This is a genomic window from Shimia thalassica, assembly GCF_001458215.1.
In the GTDB taxonomy this organism is placed as follows: Bacteria; Pseudomonadota; Alphaproteobacteria; order Rhodobacterales; family Rhodobacteraceae; genus Shimia; species Shimia thalassica.
Window position 1 is genome coordinate 1,526,296 of the sequence record NZ_CYTW01000001.1, and the last position, 15,541, is coordinate 1,541,836.

The 15,541-nt window shown below is 51.5% G+C and carries 10 protein-coding genes; 5 read left to right on the top strand and 5 right to left on the bottom strand.

What is annotated here, in order from left to right; all coding sequences use genetic code 11:
- Nucleotides 1-22: 22 nt before the first annotated feature.
- From PH7735_RS06830 to PH7735_RS06850, 5 genes are all read left to right on the top strand, one after another.
- Nucleotides 23-1,285 (top strand): hypothetical protein, encoded by a 1,263-nt coding sequence (locus PH7735_RS06830; RefSeq protein WP_058310520.1) that lies wholly within the window; start codon nt 23-25, stop codon nt 1,283-1,285.
- A gap of 26 nt (nt 1,286-1,311) precedes the next feature.
- Nucleotides 1,312-2,094, top strand: a complete 783-nt coding sequence (locus tag PH7735_RS06835; protein ID WP_058310521.1) for an LnmK family bifunctional acyltransferase/decarboxylase — start codon at nt 1,312-1,314, stop codon at nt 2,092-2,094.
- A 338-nt stretch (nt 2,095-2,432) separates the two neighbouring features.
- Nucleotides 2,433-4,484, top strand: a complete 2,052-nt coding sequence (locus PH7735_RS06840) for a hypothetical protein (protein ID WP_145865277.1) — start codon at nt 2,433-2,435, stop codon at nt 4,482-4,484.
- On the top strand, nt 4,481-5,683 hold the full coding sequence (locus tag PH7735_RS06845; protein WP_058310523.1) for a glycosyltransferase: 1,203 nt from the start codon (nt 4,481-4,483) through the stop codon (nt 5,681-5,683). Before PH7735_RS06840 ends, PH7735_RS06845 begins: the two co-directional genes overlap by 4 nt.
- 10 nt (nt 5,684-5,693) lie before the next feature.
- Complete coding sequence (locus PH7735_RS06850; RefSeq protein WP_058310524.1) at nt 5,694-6,503, top strand: sulfotransferase family 2 domain-containing protein; 810 nt, start codon at nt 5,694-5,696, stop codon at nt 6,501-6,503.
- A 63-nt stretch (nt 6,504-6,566) separates the two neighbouring features.
- Here the strand turns inward: PH7735_RS06850 and PH7735_RS06855 are convergent, their stop codons facing one another.
- From PH7735_RS06855 to PH7735_RS06875, 5 genes are all read right to left on the bottom strand, one after another.
- The gene (locus tag PH7735_RS06855) at nt 6,567-7,412 is read right to left on the bottom strand and encodes a sulfotransferase domain-containing protein (protein WP_058310525.1); all 846 of its coding nucleotides are present in this window, start codon (nt 7,410-7,412) and stop codon (nt 6,567-6,569) included.
- 14 nt (nt 7,413-7,426) lie between these two features.
- Nucleotides 7,427-8,227 (bottom strand): sulfotransferase domain-containing protein, encoded by an 801-nt coding sequence (locus PH7735_RS06860; RefSeq protein ID WP_058310526.1) that lies wholly within the window; start codon nt 8,225-8,227, stop codon nt 7,427-7,429.
- On the bottom strand, nt 8,224-10,782 hold the full coding sequence (locus PH7735_RS06865) for a glycosyltransferase (RefSeq protein ID WP_058310527.1): 2,559 nt from the start codon (nt 10,780-10,782) through the stop codon (nt 8,224-8,226). Before PH7735_RS06865 ends, PH7735_RS06860 begins: the two co-directional genes overlap by 4 nt.
- 237 nt (nt 10,783-11,019) lie before the next feature.
- Nucleotides 11,020-14,013, bottom strand: a complete 2,994-nt coding sequence (locus PH7735_RS06870; protein ID WP_158503192.1) for an AMP-binding protein — start codon at nt 14,011-14,013, stop codon at nt 11,020-11,022.
- 569 nt (nt 14,014-14,582) lie between these two features.
- Nucleotides 14,583-15,539 (bottom strand): calcium-binding protein, encoded by a 957-nt coding sequence (locus tag PH7735_RS06875; RefSeq protein ID WP_158503194.1) that lies wholly within the window; start codon nt 15,537-15,539, stop codon nt 14,583-14,585.
- Between the last annotated feature and the right edge of the window lie 2 nt (nt 15,540-15,541).

Below are 15,541 nucleotides of genomic sequence, written 5' to 3' on the forward strand. Positions count from 1 at the left end.
CGCTATTTTCTCAAGTTACGGTTTGAGTATCGAAAATTGCTCAAATCTAAGCGATGATGCCGAAGAATATGTAACCGCAGCCGCCGAAGCCCTTGAAGATGTTTCGAAAAATGATCCTGAAGGTGTCCCGAAGGCACCGAACAAGCGTGCGCGACATGTCATCACTGCTGCGCGAGATCTGATAAAGAGCAAAAAGGGAAACGCCGCGATCGCCTTGGTCGATGGTTTGCCCCAACAGTTTCAAAGCAAGCGGCCTATTGTCCTTGTACGTCTGACCGCCCATTGGCAAATGGGGCAATCTGACAAATTGGCCGAAGAAGCCGAACGCGCGATAAAGCTTTTCCCGGACGATCCGCAGATCAAGCCTTATCTCTCGCGAAAAGCGGCCATGCACATCACAGAGACGGTGCATGATTCTTTTGACCGATTGGGGATAGCACCTGAAACGCTGGTGGATGCGCTCAATGCCATCGATGCTTCGCAAGTGGTGAATTTGTACCCGGACGAGCGTGCCAAGTCTTTGTCTGACTTGCGCAATGAACCCGATCCCGAAGATTTCGCCAAACGTCTGCGCAACGGCGGGGTTATCGCGCGCTATATGACCGATTTGTTGCGTCACCGTCCGAACAAAGAACGTAATTCCGAACGTGACAAGACCTTGCTTCGTTATTCGCGTCAGGCGGAAAAGCTTCTGAAAGAGGTCGACGCCAGCATCATGGAAAAGGCGGTTGCCGACGGCCATCCGGTGATCGTGACCTCCGCCCATACGAGTTTGAATGTCTCTCTGTCGATGGACCCATTCGCGAGCCTTGGATTGCCGGTTATCCGCGTGGCCAACCAAGGGGGCTTTAGCAACCCCGGTTTTGAACGGTTTGTGGTGAATGATGATAGTGGTCCGTTTGAATTTCTCAAACTGGTCAAGCGAATCCGCAAGAACCAACTGTGCGTCGTGATTTATCCCGACGGTGCCAAATCAAGAGACGTGTGCGAAGTCGAGGTGTTGGGGCGCAAAGTGCCGATTGGTCCCGGTGCCGAGATGCTGGCCTGGCAGGGCAAAGCGGCCACCTTTTTTGTTTCAACACATTGGAATGGCCGCTCCTTCTGGCCACGTCTTACACAGGGCCCCAGCGCGTTTGATTTTGAAAATCGCGAAGAATTTGAAAAAAGCTTCCACGAGTTCTATGCTGATCGCTTGACCGAACTTGTTTTGGGAGAACCTGAAGATATCGGGTCAGGTGGTGGATTCATTCCCGTTCTGACACGGTTAGCACCCAGAAAACGCTAAATAAATTTTATAAAAGGTCTACTGACGTGGAACGCAAAATCTCTTTCTATGCGGGCATGCCGCATCTGGATATTCATACCCTCGCCGAAGAATGGGCCTTTACTGCAGCGGCCGAGGGCGCGTGGGAGGTTCTTAGCCTGAGTTTGGGAAAACGCCCTTCGCAATGGCTCGATTCCCGCGGCGACCGGATGTATGGCGCGGTGGTCTATGCGCAGTCGGTTTTCGATCTGGACAACCCCGTTCTCGAAGACGATGTGGTCGAGATGGAAACGCGGTTTGAAGCCATCCGCAAACCTCATGCGCTGACAGTCACGTCGTTTCGTGTAAACGGCACATCGCGGCTGGATATCCGGCTGTTGATGACGTTCGTAAAGCGCGTCGAGGCCGGGTCTAACAAGAAGTTTTCAAAGGTCCGCGATGTCTGGACAGAAGACGATTTTGCGGCGGAGAAAATTGACGATATTCTTGATCGTCATCACCAGTACAAAGATTTTGGTACGGCGGGAGAAAAGGTGCAATCCATTCGCATCCCTCGCGTCCCCGAGTTCAACAACGCTGATCTGATGTACTTCCGCAATTACGTCCGTCAGGCCCGCGGCGTAGAGTGGCTGGCACGAAAAGGCACCGAAGCAAAACTGCCCAAAAAACGCGAAGCGTTCTATTTCGGAAATGTTAATGATGGTGAATTGATGAACAGCCATGTGACATGGGATGATCACAACGTTCAGACATTGCATTTTAACGAAAGCGGCAAGCGGATTTTCTTTTCCGAAACCGAAACGCAAACCGTTGATGTGCGTCTTCGCTGAAGTGGCTCAAAAGTTAGTCTTTTCGTCTGTGACACGCATGGGCGAAAGGGCCGTTTTTTGCTCTTCTCACTGGCAAGACATATCGCGGATTCCCGCAAAAAAAGGGATCCGCGCCGATGATGTTAGTTTGGATGCAAAAACGATGAAATACTTGGCATTTTAGTCGCTAAAAGTCAAAAAACCGCACATTGTCACAGATTTAGCGTTTGCGGGTTTGGTATGAAGCTGTAAAATTTGGCAACTGATCAACAAATAGATTTTTAAAAGCAGGTTTGGGAGTATGGCGAGAATGCCTGTTATTGCTCTCGTAAGTGCGGACCTTCAAGAAAGGCTTTTTTTTGACTGACGTTAGTGAAATTGGCCTGACAGGTGACCAAGAGACAGACCAGCAAAACCTTGATGGATTTGTTGATGACATCAGTGTTGTCTCCGGAATTTTTGGCTGGGCCCATGACCCAAAGAACCCGAAGCGTCAGGTCACAGTTGCCCTGAACGTTGGGGGCAAAACGATTGCAACGACCAAAACCGGTTTGCAACGTGCGGATGTTGCCGAAGTTCTGAACGGGGCAGGAGAGTTCTTCGGGTTTCACTTTCCGCTAGATGTGTTTGGCAGTTTCGCGGATATCCCGAATGCGTTGATGGCCGAACCTCTTGTCGTGAGCATTGTCGAAACAGGCGTTGTTATCCTTGCCGCGAATCCGATGCCTTCTGCCAGCGAATGCCTGTTTCAGGTGTGGCAGAAAGAAAAGAAAACCCGCTTTGATCATCAGAACGAAGATGTCGCTGAGCTGAAGAAGTCTTTGAATGCCAAGTTTCGAGATGCTTATGGGGGGCTTCAGAACCTTCCGAGTTTGAAGTCGAATGGTGTCGCGGCCTCGATCGGGATGATCGGGTTGATCCGCCGCCATGTGTATCTGATCGCCGGACGTATTGAGGCAGGCAAGTTGCCGTCCGAGTGCAGCGGCATCATTGAAAGCAACCAGCGGCATCAACCCTTTGGTGCGGTTTTTCTTGAGTACGACAATAAATCCTCGACCCCGGATATGATCAATTTTGTTGGTCTTGTTGAAACACGTTGGCAACCGTCGCCCAATGCGCCGTGTCCGGAAATGTTGGTGTTTACCGACGACGGCACCCTGCGCATCAAAGCGGGCTCGCAAATAACAGAGTTGCCGCCGCAACAATCCTGCCAGCTGGTTCGAAGCCTGCCGGCCGCAAATGCGTTGGAGCCTGATCGCCACACTGCCATTTCCGGGTATGTGGAAACCCAAAACAACTGGGAATTGGTCCCTGACGAGGGGTTCAAGCTGGGCCTTGACCAGATGTTGTTTATGCCGGGATTTGGCCTGTTTATCGAAGGCTGGCTTCTGCCCACATCGAAAAGCGTAACCGACATTCAGGTGCGCTTTGACAACCGAATCCTGTCCGTTGATTCAATGAGCTTTTTCCGCAAGGAACGCCTTGATCTGGCTGGCATTGACGGAGTCACGCAAAGCGATCTCGAGATGGCTGGTTTTGTCGGCGCATGCCGCATGGAAAACGGCTTTAAGGCTGTAAATCTGGCCTTGATTAAGTTCACGTTTGAAGACGACACGTCCTTCGTTGCCGAGATCCCGCGGGACCGCATCAAACCCATTTCGAATTTGCGGGGGATTGGTGCGATCCAGCAGTTGTATTCCAATCTGCACGTTGAAAAGTTCCGCCCAGAAATGAAGGTTGCCATTGCCCGGATCGCGGGGGACACCTCGCGGGTCGAGGTGCTGTCAGCCAAACCGACGACCAATTCCCTTGTCATCGAGTTGCCGCAAGACCGATCTGACTGTGCACTTGTTCTGGGCCGGCTGGACCGCATGCGTCGCAAAAGCAAAGAAGATATCGGCATTAGCCTGATCATTGATGACGCTGCGCCGCGCGATGTCTTGTTGCCATGGCTTCAGATGATGGAGCGGTATCGCAACGATATCTCCCTGTTCCGGGTGCGGGGCGGACATGTGTTTCCTTTGCTGCCAGCCTTGGTTCGACAGACGAAATCCAAGTCTGTTTTGTTCTGTCGACAGGAATTCTTGCCGGATCTGGATGCCTTCGATCTGTTTGCCCGACGCGACCTTGGGGACGATAATCCTGTTGCGCTTCAGGCTTGTAGCGACGGGGTCACCTTGCCCGAGATTGGTATGTTTATGGCCCGCAGCAGCACATTGGCGCCCTTGGTCGCGCAGGTGGGCGGACGTTTGGATGGAAATTACTTGATGGAAGTGTTCCGTGTCGCTCAACCCGCACTCGCGAGAGAAGGGTGTCAGGCCCTGAAATACTGTTCCGGTTTCAAGCCCGAACGCCTTGCCCTGTTTGACGGGTATGACAACATCATCGAACTGGATCGGGCGTCTTCATGAAATATGCAGTTTTGACGCATGCGAACCCGCGGGTGAGCAAAGGCGGTGGCGAATTGGCTTCGCTAGCTCTTTATGAAGGGCTTCGTGATTTGGGAGAGGATGTCGTGCTGATCAGCATGGTGCCCCCGGAGCAGCTGAGCAGCGTCTGGCCTTCGGGTCGATCTGAACCTGTTTTGACGTATGACCATGCGACCTATGACGATTTTTATCATGTGGCCGACGGCGTCACACAGGAAGAAATCGTGCAAACGATCAAGTCGCTGAACGTCGATTTCGTATTTGCCCACCATTTCCTGTTCATCGGCACCAACACCCTGATGCGTCTCAAAGACGAAGGAATTGGTGTGGCGCTGACGCTGCACGAGTTTCTGGCGATTTGTCAGAACCACGGACAGTTTGTGACGTCTGATGAAAAGCAGCTGTGCTACGAATCCAGTGCTGCAAAATGCACGGGTTGTTTTTCGAACAAATTCGCCTCGCAATTCGCGGCGCGAGGGCGCCATTTCCAAGAGTTGCTGAACAATCTGGATACGATCATTTCTCCGAGTGAGTTTCTGGCAGACCGGTTTGACGAATGGGGCTTTCCGAAAACCCAGATCAACATTGTTGAAAACGGATTGATGCTCAAACCCTCGCCAGAACCCGAGTCGCCGGATCTGGAAGACCGGTCAGTCGTGTTCGGCTTCTTTGGCCAGATCAACCCGTTCAAAGGTGCAGATGTGCTGATCGAAGCGGCTGAACAACTGGCCAAGCAGGGCATCGAACCAAGCCAGATGAGAATCCGCATCCACGGTAAATTTGTTGGTTTGCCGCCGGATACACACGAACGATACCTTACTGCGATGGATGAAAACCCGTTGCTCGAGTTCACGGGCGCCTATGAGCATCGCGATGTCATACGCTTGATGCAGGGCTGTGATTATGTCGTTATTCCAAGCCTTTGGTGGGAAAACTCTCCTTTGGTTATCCAAGAGGCCTTCTTGGCAGGGCGTCCATTGATTGTATCGGGCATCGGTGGAATGGCCGAAAAGGTCCGTCCGGGAAAAGACGGTCTTCATTTCCAGGTCGGTCGCGCGGATGACCTGGCCCGCCAAATGATAAGGGGATGCGACGCAGAGCTGTACCAGAGCTTTGTCTCGCAACTAAGCCAATCGATCACGGCCAAAGAAATGGCCGAGAAATATCTAGAGTTGATCTGAGCCAGCACATATGAACTTTGAAAAGCTACTTGAGCACCCCGTCGAGAAATTCGCCAAGCACTTTCGCAGACGTGACCCTTTTGTCCTGTTTCAGCATATTCCCAAAACCGCCGGAACAAGTGTCACACAGGCGATGAGAGAAGCTTTTCCGCCCTATTATAACATCTTTACGGACGGGCAGCCGCCTGTGCGCGGAAATGACCCCATGGTAGACGCGACAGAGCGGTTTTTGACGGCACACGACAAAACGCCTTTCTGTTCGGCCTCTGGTCATCTCAAGCCAAAGCACCTGAAGATGATCCGCGAACACATACCGGAAACCCGTGTTTTCACCTTTCTGCGCGAACCCGTCGACAGGGTGATCTCGGACTATAACTATGCCTGCTCGCCGACCCACCCGCCGCATGAAGCGTTTATCGAGCGCTATCCAACGATTCAGGTCTATGTCGAAAGCAAAGGCCAGCAAAACAAGATGTGGAATTTCCTGATTGGCGAGGAATATTCAGAAGCTGCAGTCGAAAAGATTTTCAGGCGGTATCTGTTCATCGGTCTTGTCGAGAGTCTGGATGAAGACTTTCAATTCCTGTCGGGATTGCAGGGAACGCCTGTCGCCCTGACAAAGCGGGCGAATGTGACACAGGCCACTTCGGAACAAGAGGCGGAGATCACGCCAGAACTGCGTCAAAGGATCGCCGAGACCAACAGCGCCGATTGCGCGCTGTACGAGGTCGTGAGTAAAGCGCTTGCCGACAAACGGGCAGAGATGACAGAGTTTGTAAAATCGGGATGTAAGGTCCGCCCCAATCTTCGCAGGGCTTGAAACAGCGAGATGTGCTTCCGAAAGGTTGGGCCGGTATGTTCTCACATCCGGCCCTAAGTGTTTTTAGTAATAGTCAAAGACCGTCATGCATTCTTCCAAATGCTTGTTCAGGCGACGGATCGTTTGGGGCTCAAGCTTGTTCACGTGATCGCCCGGAACCGCTTTGCGGATGAACTTTTTGGTGTCTTCTGCTTCTGGCACAACATCGATTTCCCGCAGGATGTTTTCGATCTGGCCGGGGTGACACTGCCAATCAAAGTGCTTGATGATCTTGTGAATCATGCGCCGCTTTTGAAAGACATAGTCCTCGTAACGGAAGCACGCACAGGTCGGATCAGTCAGAAGATCCGAACAGCCCAGCATTGTCGAACCCATGTTGCGCGCGTGTTTGAGGACATAGTCATCAATGCCGGTTGAACGTGCTTCGGCCCGCTTTTTCAAGAACAACTCGCGTCCGGGTGTGCCTTCTTCGGGAAGCTTGTGAGAAAACGCATCCGAATAATACTGGCTGATCAGGGCATCGCGTGGGTCGCGGAACATAAAGACTTTGGATGCCGATTTGAAGTTCTCTGAATTCGCGATGCCTTGGGGCAGGGCGCGGAAACCGGAAAACAGGTTGCCGGGTTTCATGATCTCGGACAAATCGGCCTTTTCCCAATCTGCGACGGTAAAACCGCTGCGAAAGGCCGTGCCGGGCAAATCGACGACGTTGATTTGGTTGCGGCGCGCTAAAAATGTCAAGATGCGCGAAAACATCGTGCTGCCAGATTTGCGAACACCAAGGCAGAAATACACCTTCTGGTCTTCATCGTTTGCAACTTGAAAGGACATTTCGCCTTTTGGGAAGCTGATTTGAATGTCTTCAAACTTGGTCTGAACATCCTCGGCGGCGGCTTCGGTGGAGGTCATTTCGTGGATCTCTCTTATGAATAGTCAAATGCTTTGGAAAAGGCGGCAGTGGCTTCAATTACTTTTTGCTGAGCCTTGGGATTCATTTTTTCTTTGTAATCACCCGGCGTAACTTTACGTACAAATTCCGTTGGGTTTTCGGTTTGCGGGCGCACGTCTGCCCAAGAATTAATCGCGTCTATTTGTCCTTGCGTGATGCTCCAGCCAAAATGATCACATACGTCACGCATTAACTGTGCCTTCTCAAAGATGACATCTTCATAACGAAAAACCTTGGTCAGAGGATCATTCTTTAGTTCGACAAATGGCGCACAGGTGCGGGCGATGTGATCGATGCGATTTTCGATGTATTCTTCCAGCCCCAGTTCTACGGCCTTCTTGCGCTCTTCTTCGAAACGCTCGCGACCTTCGCCGTCTTCAGGCAAAGAATGCGAATAGGCATTGGAGAAGAATTCGCTGACCAGCACATCGCGCGGGTCACGTACCATAAGAACCTTTGGGTAGCGTTTGAACGTCGCGGTCTGTGCAATGCCCTGTGGGAAGGTCCGGAACCCGCCATAGAGGTTGCCCGGTGCCAAAAGGGTTTCCACCTCGGGTTTGTTCACCCATTCGTTTTCCAACACGCCAGCGCTGAACATCTTGCCACCAATATCGACAAATTCGACGTCGTTAAATTTGCCGAGTGCGGTGCAGATATTGTTGAAAATGGAACTTCCGGATTTGCGAATGCCCAAGACAAAATAGATGCCTTTGTCTGGGTTGTCGCGAACGTCGAAGTCGACCCCGGAAAACTGCAAAGTCTTGTGATCACTCATGATTTTTCCTTAGGATTCATTCCAAGCAATGTGCGCGAAAGGCTGGGTCCTATCATCGATGATAAACGCCCGTAGGTCGAGAGCCATTGAAGGCCAATCGGATGATTATAGAACGCATCCCATGGCTTTGGGCGGTCCAGATAATGCAAGATCACAGCTTCACCCGGTTGAGACGCGGACCCGTTCAGGATTTCCTGAATATTGGTTCCAACACTTGGTGGTACGAACCGGTTATAGCGTTCGGGCAAATGAAATACAGCGTCCTTGAACCCGATATTCAAGGCACATTGATCGTGAAACAGCAGTGTGTTGTTCGAAATGGCATCAATGGAGGCATCGATGTGGTCGCCACAATCGGCATGTGTCGCCTCGATTACCAAAACACCCGAGTTGAAATAATGTCCCGGTTTAATGCCGTGCAAACCTTCGGCGCGCTGGACCTCGGGGCGTGTCACTTCGCGGCGTGCCCCGATGGGCGCTCCGCGAAGGCCAATTTCAAACAAGCTTTCCAGATCAGAATTGATCAGAACATCCGAGTCCACATAAAGCGCTCGCTTGCACAGACGGTTGCGCACAAGGTGGCGCGCCGCAAAGATGCGATAGTATGCCGAACTGGCAAGCTCGTGTCCGCTTGTGAAAACACCATATGAGCTGTCCAGATCTGTTTCCGGTTCAATCAGGTCCGAGGCAACATGTGTCTGGATCTGTACACCGGTCGCCGAGGTGATGCGGTTCATCACTTCGGGTGTCAACGTGTCATCATCTTCCGTCACGATCATGAGCCGGCAATTGGACAGAAGGTCAGGGCATTTCTCGATCAGCGACATGACTGTGACGGCTGTACCAGCCCTGTAGTTGTTGCTGGTACACAGGAAAATCACTTCGTCACCGGTATCACCTACTACCATCGGCGCGATGCTCAGCTTGTTTTGCAGACGCGTCGAAGTGACCTTGTCGGCCTGAACATCCGGATCTTGAAGGGCTGCTTCCAAGCTGGAGCGATCCATTGCCAGATGATCCAGCAGCGCAACACGCAACCGCTTAAGGTGGGTATTCGTACGCCAGTCTGCCCGACCTTTGACCATCGCCAAAAGAGCATCCAGATCATCACTATGCGAGAATGCACGGAATACGATATCGCCGGTCTGGTCGAAATCGAACCCGACAAGGTTGGTTCGTTCTGTCAGTTCGCGAATTTGCGCCCAGTCGCGTTTCTCGGCGGCAAAGCGTAAGATCGAAGGCAGAGCCCCGGCTTCAATCGTTTCGCCTTCAACGAGTTGTGGCAAAAGCTGTTCAGCGTCTTCGATACGCCCCTTGAAACAGGCCTGCTCGAAGGTTTTAAGAAGCAACAGGCGATCTTGATCAGGCGCATTGGGCGAACAATTGGCCAGAATGTCGTCCACGGCGTCCCAATGCTGGCGTCTGAAATTGATGTCGATCAGGGCCATCTGTAAATAAAAGGCGGGAACTTCTGTTGATTGCAGTGAATCAATAAGCGTTTCAGCTTCGGCCAGCAGGCCAGCCCCGAGCAGCTTGTAAACCAGCTCGATTGTTTCATGCTGTACCGCGCGTAAAACACGCGGTTTCATCTTGAGGATCTTGCGGTGGGCTTCGGCCAAATCATCGTTGAAAACGTCAATCAGGAAAAGCGCGACAGCCTCTAGATCGGGGGACATATCTGGGTGATCGAAAAGCACCCCTTTTCCGTTACTTCTGAGATCGTCCGGAGTCTGGGATTTCAAAAAGACCTTGAGAAGCCGCACATCGTTTAGAGATGTCAGAGAAATCCCTTCCAAGAGACGAAGTGCCTGCGCATTTGCGCCGACTTCAACACTTGCCAGCGCTGCAATCTCGCGGATCTGGGGAATGCTCTGCAGATGAGCGGGCAGGGTATATTCAAAGAACTCCAGAGCGCCATCATGGTTTGACGACCCTTGCAGACACTCCATCGCGCGGATGGCCACCAAAGGGTCGGTATCCGTTTGGAACAGGTGAATGTAAAATTCTTCGAGACCGCCGCGCATCCCGTGTTCATGCAACCCGTCAACAACGCCGCGCAGGTTGGTGCGAAACTCTTCTGGTCCGTAAATGCCTGGCCAATCCAGGATATGACGCGCGGCATCCAGAGCGTCTTTTGCCGCGCCGTCACGCATTTTCGCAACGCATAGCCCGTACCAGTTCGGTTTGGAGCCCTCGTCGATCTGAATACCCTGTTCGAATGCCGCCGAAGCCGCATCATGTTCGCCTAGATCCAGTTTAAGAAACCCGAGTTTCTCATAATAGGTCGGGTTTTGTGACGTGTTTGGATCAAACAAATCCAGATAAACTTGGGCTGTTGCCGTGTCGCTGATTTCGCGTGCCTTGTCGCAAGCAAAAAACAAAAGATCTGCGGGGATTTCTTTGAGCTTCGTACCATCCGCGTGTTCAAGCAGAAAATAGCGAAGTTCCTTGCCTTTCAGGCTATTGGCGAAAGCAATGAATTCGTTTGAATCAAGCAAATCAGTGGTGTCGATATCTTGTGTATCAGACGGCGCTTGGTCAATTTGGGTGGCCATAATTTGAGTGTCCTAAAAAAAAGGAATTGGCTTAGATTTATCTGGTTTAGGTAACGCAATCAAAGCCTTTTGAGGCGGAAGACGGAATTTCAATTCAAGCGCATTGGGCGACGCCTTTTTTACAGGGCTTTTGTTTTTTCAAAACAAAAGAAGAGAGACCGAAGCGGGTCTCTCTTCTTCGCCGAAAATACCATGTTCAGAATGGCGCATATGAAGTGCTTATCTCTTTCGAGGATTCTAGCCTTCGGATTGGGCCCTTTTTTGCTCACTGATGCGTCTTCGCTGCATTTGGATTTCAGCTTGGCGTGCCTCGAAGCTTTGAAGGTCCGCAAAGGCCTGTTCGATCTTTTGAATGCGATCTGTATCGCCTGCATTCTTCGCACGTTCTAGCATAACGTTCAGGCGTTCTTTGCGCACTTTGACAGCGGCTTGAGCCATTCCTATCCGTGCCGAACGAATGGTTTCCATTTCACCGTGATCTATTTTCTTTAGGCCGAAAGGGCAAAACCAATCAGAGGACGAGTCCTCTTCAAGAGAGCCAGAGAAGGCCAATTTACTGCTGATTTCCGGATCACTGACGTTCAGTGTCGAGACGTTTTTTACTGTTGCCATGACGGCGACGAAAGCTGTGTCTGGCAATTGTTTACCCTGTGCGCCACAGGCCAACACAACGTCGAATTCACCTTTCATCCGATCCAGAATTTCAGGAGCATAGCTTGTTGTGCGTACAGATTTTTTTCCTGCCTTTTCAATTTCCTTTTGAATGAAGGGGGCGCTGGCTTCCATTCCAACCAGGCAGAACCTGTCGAACTTCTGGATCACGGGTTGAAGTGCATTCACGTCGACGTAGTGCGAGCAGAAATGGCCAAGATCGTCACGAGCAATCGGCACTGATTGATTACGGGCAGAGGTTGCAAGCGGCTTTTTCAGAGTTTCACTCCAGTCCGCAATTGCCGTCATCAAAGTGAGCCCAAACTTCATTTCCTTTGTGTCAACTGCGCCGGCTTCGTTCGTGAAGTCTCGCTTCTCCCAGTCTTCTGTGTAAGTGGAAAAACCCGGAATGGTGGCGACACGGAAAATCGGAATACCCAGGTAGTCAGACAAAAGCGCATGTGTTTTGCTTCTGTCTGCAAGTGGCATGTCTTCGCCGGAAATTACCGACATTGGCAACAAATGGTTCATTTGGGGATAACGCTGCCACCGAACCAAAACTCTGTCGGCGCGGGGATCGCGCTCGAGAGTGTGACTGAGGACGGTATAGGTTTGCTTGATCGGTATCGAGATTTCGGCAAGATCATCCATCAAAATCAAACTTGCGCGTCGCAAACTGTCAAAGGCCCGGTCAATCGCGCCAAATTCTGGCCCATCAATGCGGGGTTGAAACCAGTCATGGAAAACCAAGTCCGACAAAACAATAGGTGATGGGGGAAGGCACAAGTGTTCGAAAGTGACTTTGCGCCCGAACCGTTTGGATAGGGCTTCGATATCTTCCGGTTTGATTGCGTCCGTAAGTTTGCGGTCCGCCAATGAAACAATATGGATCGCCTCTTGTGGTGCCTTCGCTTCGGGTGCATCGACCTTGCGCGCCTCCAAAATTTTAGCGCGATACGAGTTCAGGCTCGTTTTGCCATCAAAGAGGATGTTCTCTTCGTTCAAGATCACCCGCAACATAGTAAGCGATAGGGAATCCAGTGACGCAGACACGGGGAGTGTCCAATCCGCTTTGGAAAAGCTTGCCTCCAAATCGGCGATAGGGTCGGTTCCTTTGGTGCTTTTAGTGCGCGCATCAAGAACACGCTGCATATCTTCCGAACTGGCCCTGCGGTTGAATTTTCCGGACGAGGTTTTGGTCAAAAACCGTGGGGGGACAAAGTGGACAGTAAGCTGTTCCGCGCCGGTTTCGTTGCGCAATTGGACGGCAATGTCATCAGCATCGTTGCGGCGAAAAAACTCGGGATGTTCGACCAGGACCTCAATCGCTGTGGTGCCCAATCGTTCGTCCCATTTTTCACATGCGACCCCGCGTCCTTTCACCTCGGGAAGAAGGCGGTTGAGAACCAGATCGATGTCCGACAGCATGAATTTGCGGCCGGCCTGAATGACAAGATCACGTTTGCGGCCCGTGATGTAGAATTCTCCATCTTCAAAAACCGCGAGATCGCCTGTGGGATAAAACCCTTCTTCGTTACGGATGTCCTCCATGCCGATGTAGTTTACCAAAGACGTCGGCGAGCGAACGAAAATCTCTCCATCGTCTGCAAGGTGTATCTCGACGTCTTTGATTGGCGCACCACAAGAGACGACATCCACGCCTTCGATTTTGCGGGTCTTGATGCCGTGGCGCACGGTCATTGCAAATATGTTTTCGGCCATAGCATAAACCGCCGAAAATCTTTCGCGGCGAACACCGGCTTTTTTCGAAAACTTTTTGCATGTCAGATCGGAAATCGGCTCGGAACAATTGACCCACCAACGCATTGAGGAAAGGTCACCCGGAGCCTCTTGCAGGGACATCAGCTCGTACCCGAAGTTGGGCATATAGGTGATCGTTCCGCGATACTTTTCAATCGCATCATAGAGCATTCCGGGTGAAGAGACCCAACACATCGGATCCATCATCACAATTGGAATGCCAAGGATCATGGGCATCACAAAACAGGCGATGTAGCCCATGTCGTGATACAGCGGCAACCATGACACCACCGTATCCTTTTGCCCATCGAGCAAGAACGATTGGTCATAGTCGTGTGTATGGCGCTCCAGAGCGCGACCTGTGAATTCGATTGCTTTGCGAAAACCGGTGGTGCCGGAGGAAAGTTGCAAAATCGAGTAGTCGATCAATTCAAAAGGGCTGTCGTCGGTGCCGTTTTGTGCAGCGCTGGCAAGGTCCGAAAAGGAAATGGTTTTTGCCGTAGTGGGGCAGGAGGCAAGCAGATCATCCTCGCCAATGATTGCAGCCATCTCGACAAGATCGACCGTGTTGCTGACTGATTTCGTCCAAAAGCTACGGCTTTGCTTTTTGGTAGGGTACTGCAGGATCAGGGGCTTGGTGTCAGCCAAAAGGGCACCAAGCCAGTTCAAGACAAGTTCGGGGCCGGTTTTAGCCAAAAGGCCAACAACATCTCCGGGGGCGACATCTTCTGCAATACGGGCCGCAATCCCGCGAATACGTGCAGTTTCGGAGGAAGGCGTCAGTTCGATAGGTTCGTTCGTTTCACTCAAAAAAGTCATGCGAGGAAGCGTTGCGGATTTAATCATTCTCTTGGCTCTCGTTCAAATATTTGGGCGGGGGAGGCTAGCTGGAGTTTCAATTGAGTGGTGAATAGATAAACAGGTGAAACTGGTCTGTTAAACATATTGGGTCAAGGGGGTGGGAGGCACCTGAATTTTGAAGAAGTATGCAAGTTCTTTCCCTTAAAATCAAAGCCGCTGAACTTTCCAGATATTTGGAACGTTCGACAATATGAAAGCAGGCATTTCTTATTATTTCGCCAGTTTGTTGACAAGCTTGATGGGAAAAGTGGCGTGAATTCGTAAAAACCTGTTCGCTCCTCCAAAGTAAACTCAATCCAGCACCCCCATCTTAGATTTATCCAAACTCTGGCATTTGGGCTGGTTCGATAACGGGAACCTAAAGGCTTGGATCGTTGTCTCGTGTTCAGCGAGGGGAAGTCAGCGGAACGGCTTTGGGTGTTGATCGGTATCTTGACGCCGCCGAATAACAGACGCTGGATGTTGGGGAAGGAAAGGGGAGCGCAGTGCGCTCCCCTTTCTGACATTGTGCCGGTGAAAAGTCGGGCTCAGATCAGATCAATCGTGGCCCCTGTGAAAAGACGGATATTGATGTCTTCGGCGTGTTCGACATCGGTTAGAATCCATAGCACCTGATTTGTGGGCGCATAGGTGATGATGGCGTCCTGAATACCAGCCTCACCGTTGTTGGTGTTGTGAAAACTCACATGAAACTGGTTCGCGTTATAGGCTTCGCCGCCAAAATGCAGAAGGTCGCCCTCGGAAGCGTCATAGTCATGGATGCGATCAAACAAATAATCGGACGCCTCTCGGTAGAAGCGGTCTTCATCTGCGCCCCCCCAAAGGTCGTCAACTCCGTTTCCACCGTCGATAAAGTCAAAGCCATCGCCGCCTTGCAAGGTGTCGCCATATTGCCCTCCGAACAGGCGATCATCACCCGTGCCACCATAGATATGGTCACTCAGGTTGCCACCCCAAAGAGCATCGTCGCCACTGCCTCCGGAAATCGTGTCTTCACCTTGTTGCCCTAGTATCGTGTCGTTTCCAGCGCCCCCGAACAGGTGTTCCCAATTGAAAAATTTGTGACTGCCAACAATCAGATCATTTCCGTTATCGCCATAGATCCAATGGTTGCCGCCACCTAAATGAATGACATCGTCACCTTCGCCGCCATGGACCTGCATCGGCCCGAGATAGCTTCGTGTGAGCGAAGCCGAGGAAATCGTGTCATCCCCTGTGCCGCCATTCAGTGTTGCATGACCGTGCCCAGAGGGTCCAAAAAGAAGATCATCATCCGGTCCGCCAAACAGTACGTCCCCGCCATTCCCGGCATAAAGAGTGTCGTTGCCGGAATCCCCTCGCAAGGTATCGTTATTGTTCGCGTTGTTGCTGTGGGCGGCTAAGACGTCATCCCCCTCACGACCATAAATCACAGCTTGATTGTTGGGGTTGGGGGGCGCGACGATGAGATCGTCAGCTGCAGTTCCAATTACTTCGTAAATCATAT

Bases quoted from the DNA above. Each gene is read 5' to 3' on its own strand.
- PH7735_RS06875 (WP_158503194.1), bottom strand. From the start codon at position 15,539: ATGATTTACGAAGTAATTGGAACTGCAGCTGACGATCTCATCGTCGCG.
- PH7735_RS06845 (WP_058310523.1), top strand. From the start codon at position 4,481: ATGAAATATGCAGTTTTGACGCATGCGAACCCGCGGGTGAGCAAAGGC.
- PH7735_RS06855 (WP_058310525.1), bottom strand. From the start codon at position 7,412: ATGACCTCCACCGAAGCCGCCGCCGAGGATGTTCAGACCAAGTTTGAA.
- PH7735_RS06850 (WP_058310524.1), top strand. From the start codon at position 5,694: ATGAACTTTGAAAAGCTACTTGAGCACCCCGTCGAGAAATTCGCCAAG.
- PH7735_RS06870 (WP_158503192.1), bottom strand. From the start codon at position 14,013: ATGACTTTTTTGAGTGAAACGAACGAACCTATCGAACTGACGCCTTCC.
- PH7735_RS06865 (WP_058310527.1), bottom strand. From the start codon at position 10,782: ATGGCCACCCAAATTGACCAAGCGCCGTCTGATACACAAGATATCGAC.
- PH7735_RS06860 (WP_058310526.1), bottom strand. From the start codon at position 8,227: ATGAGTGATCACAAGACTTTGCAGTTTTCCGGGGTCGACTTCGACGTT.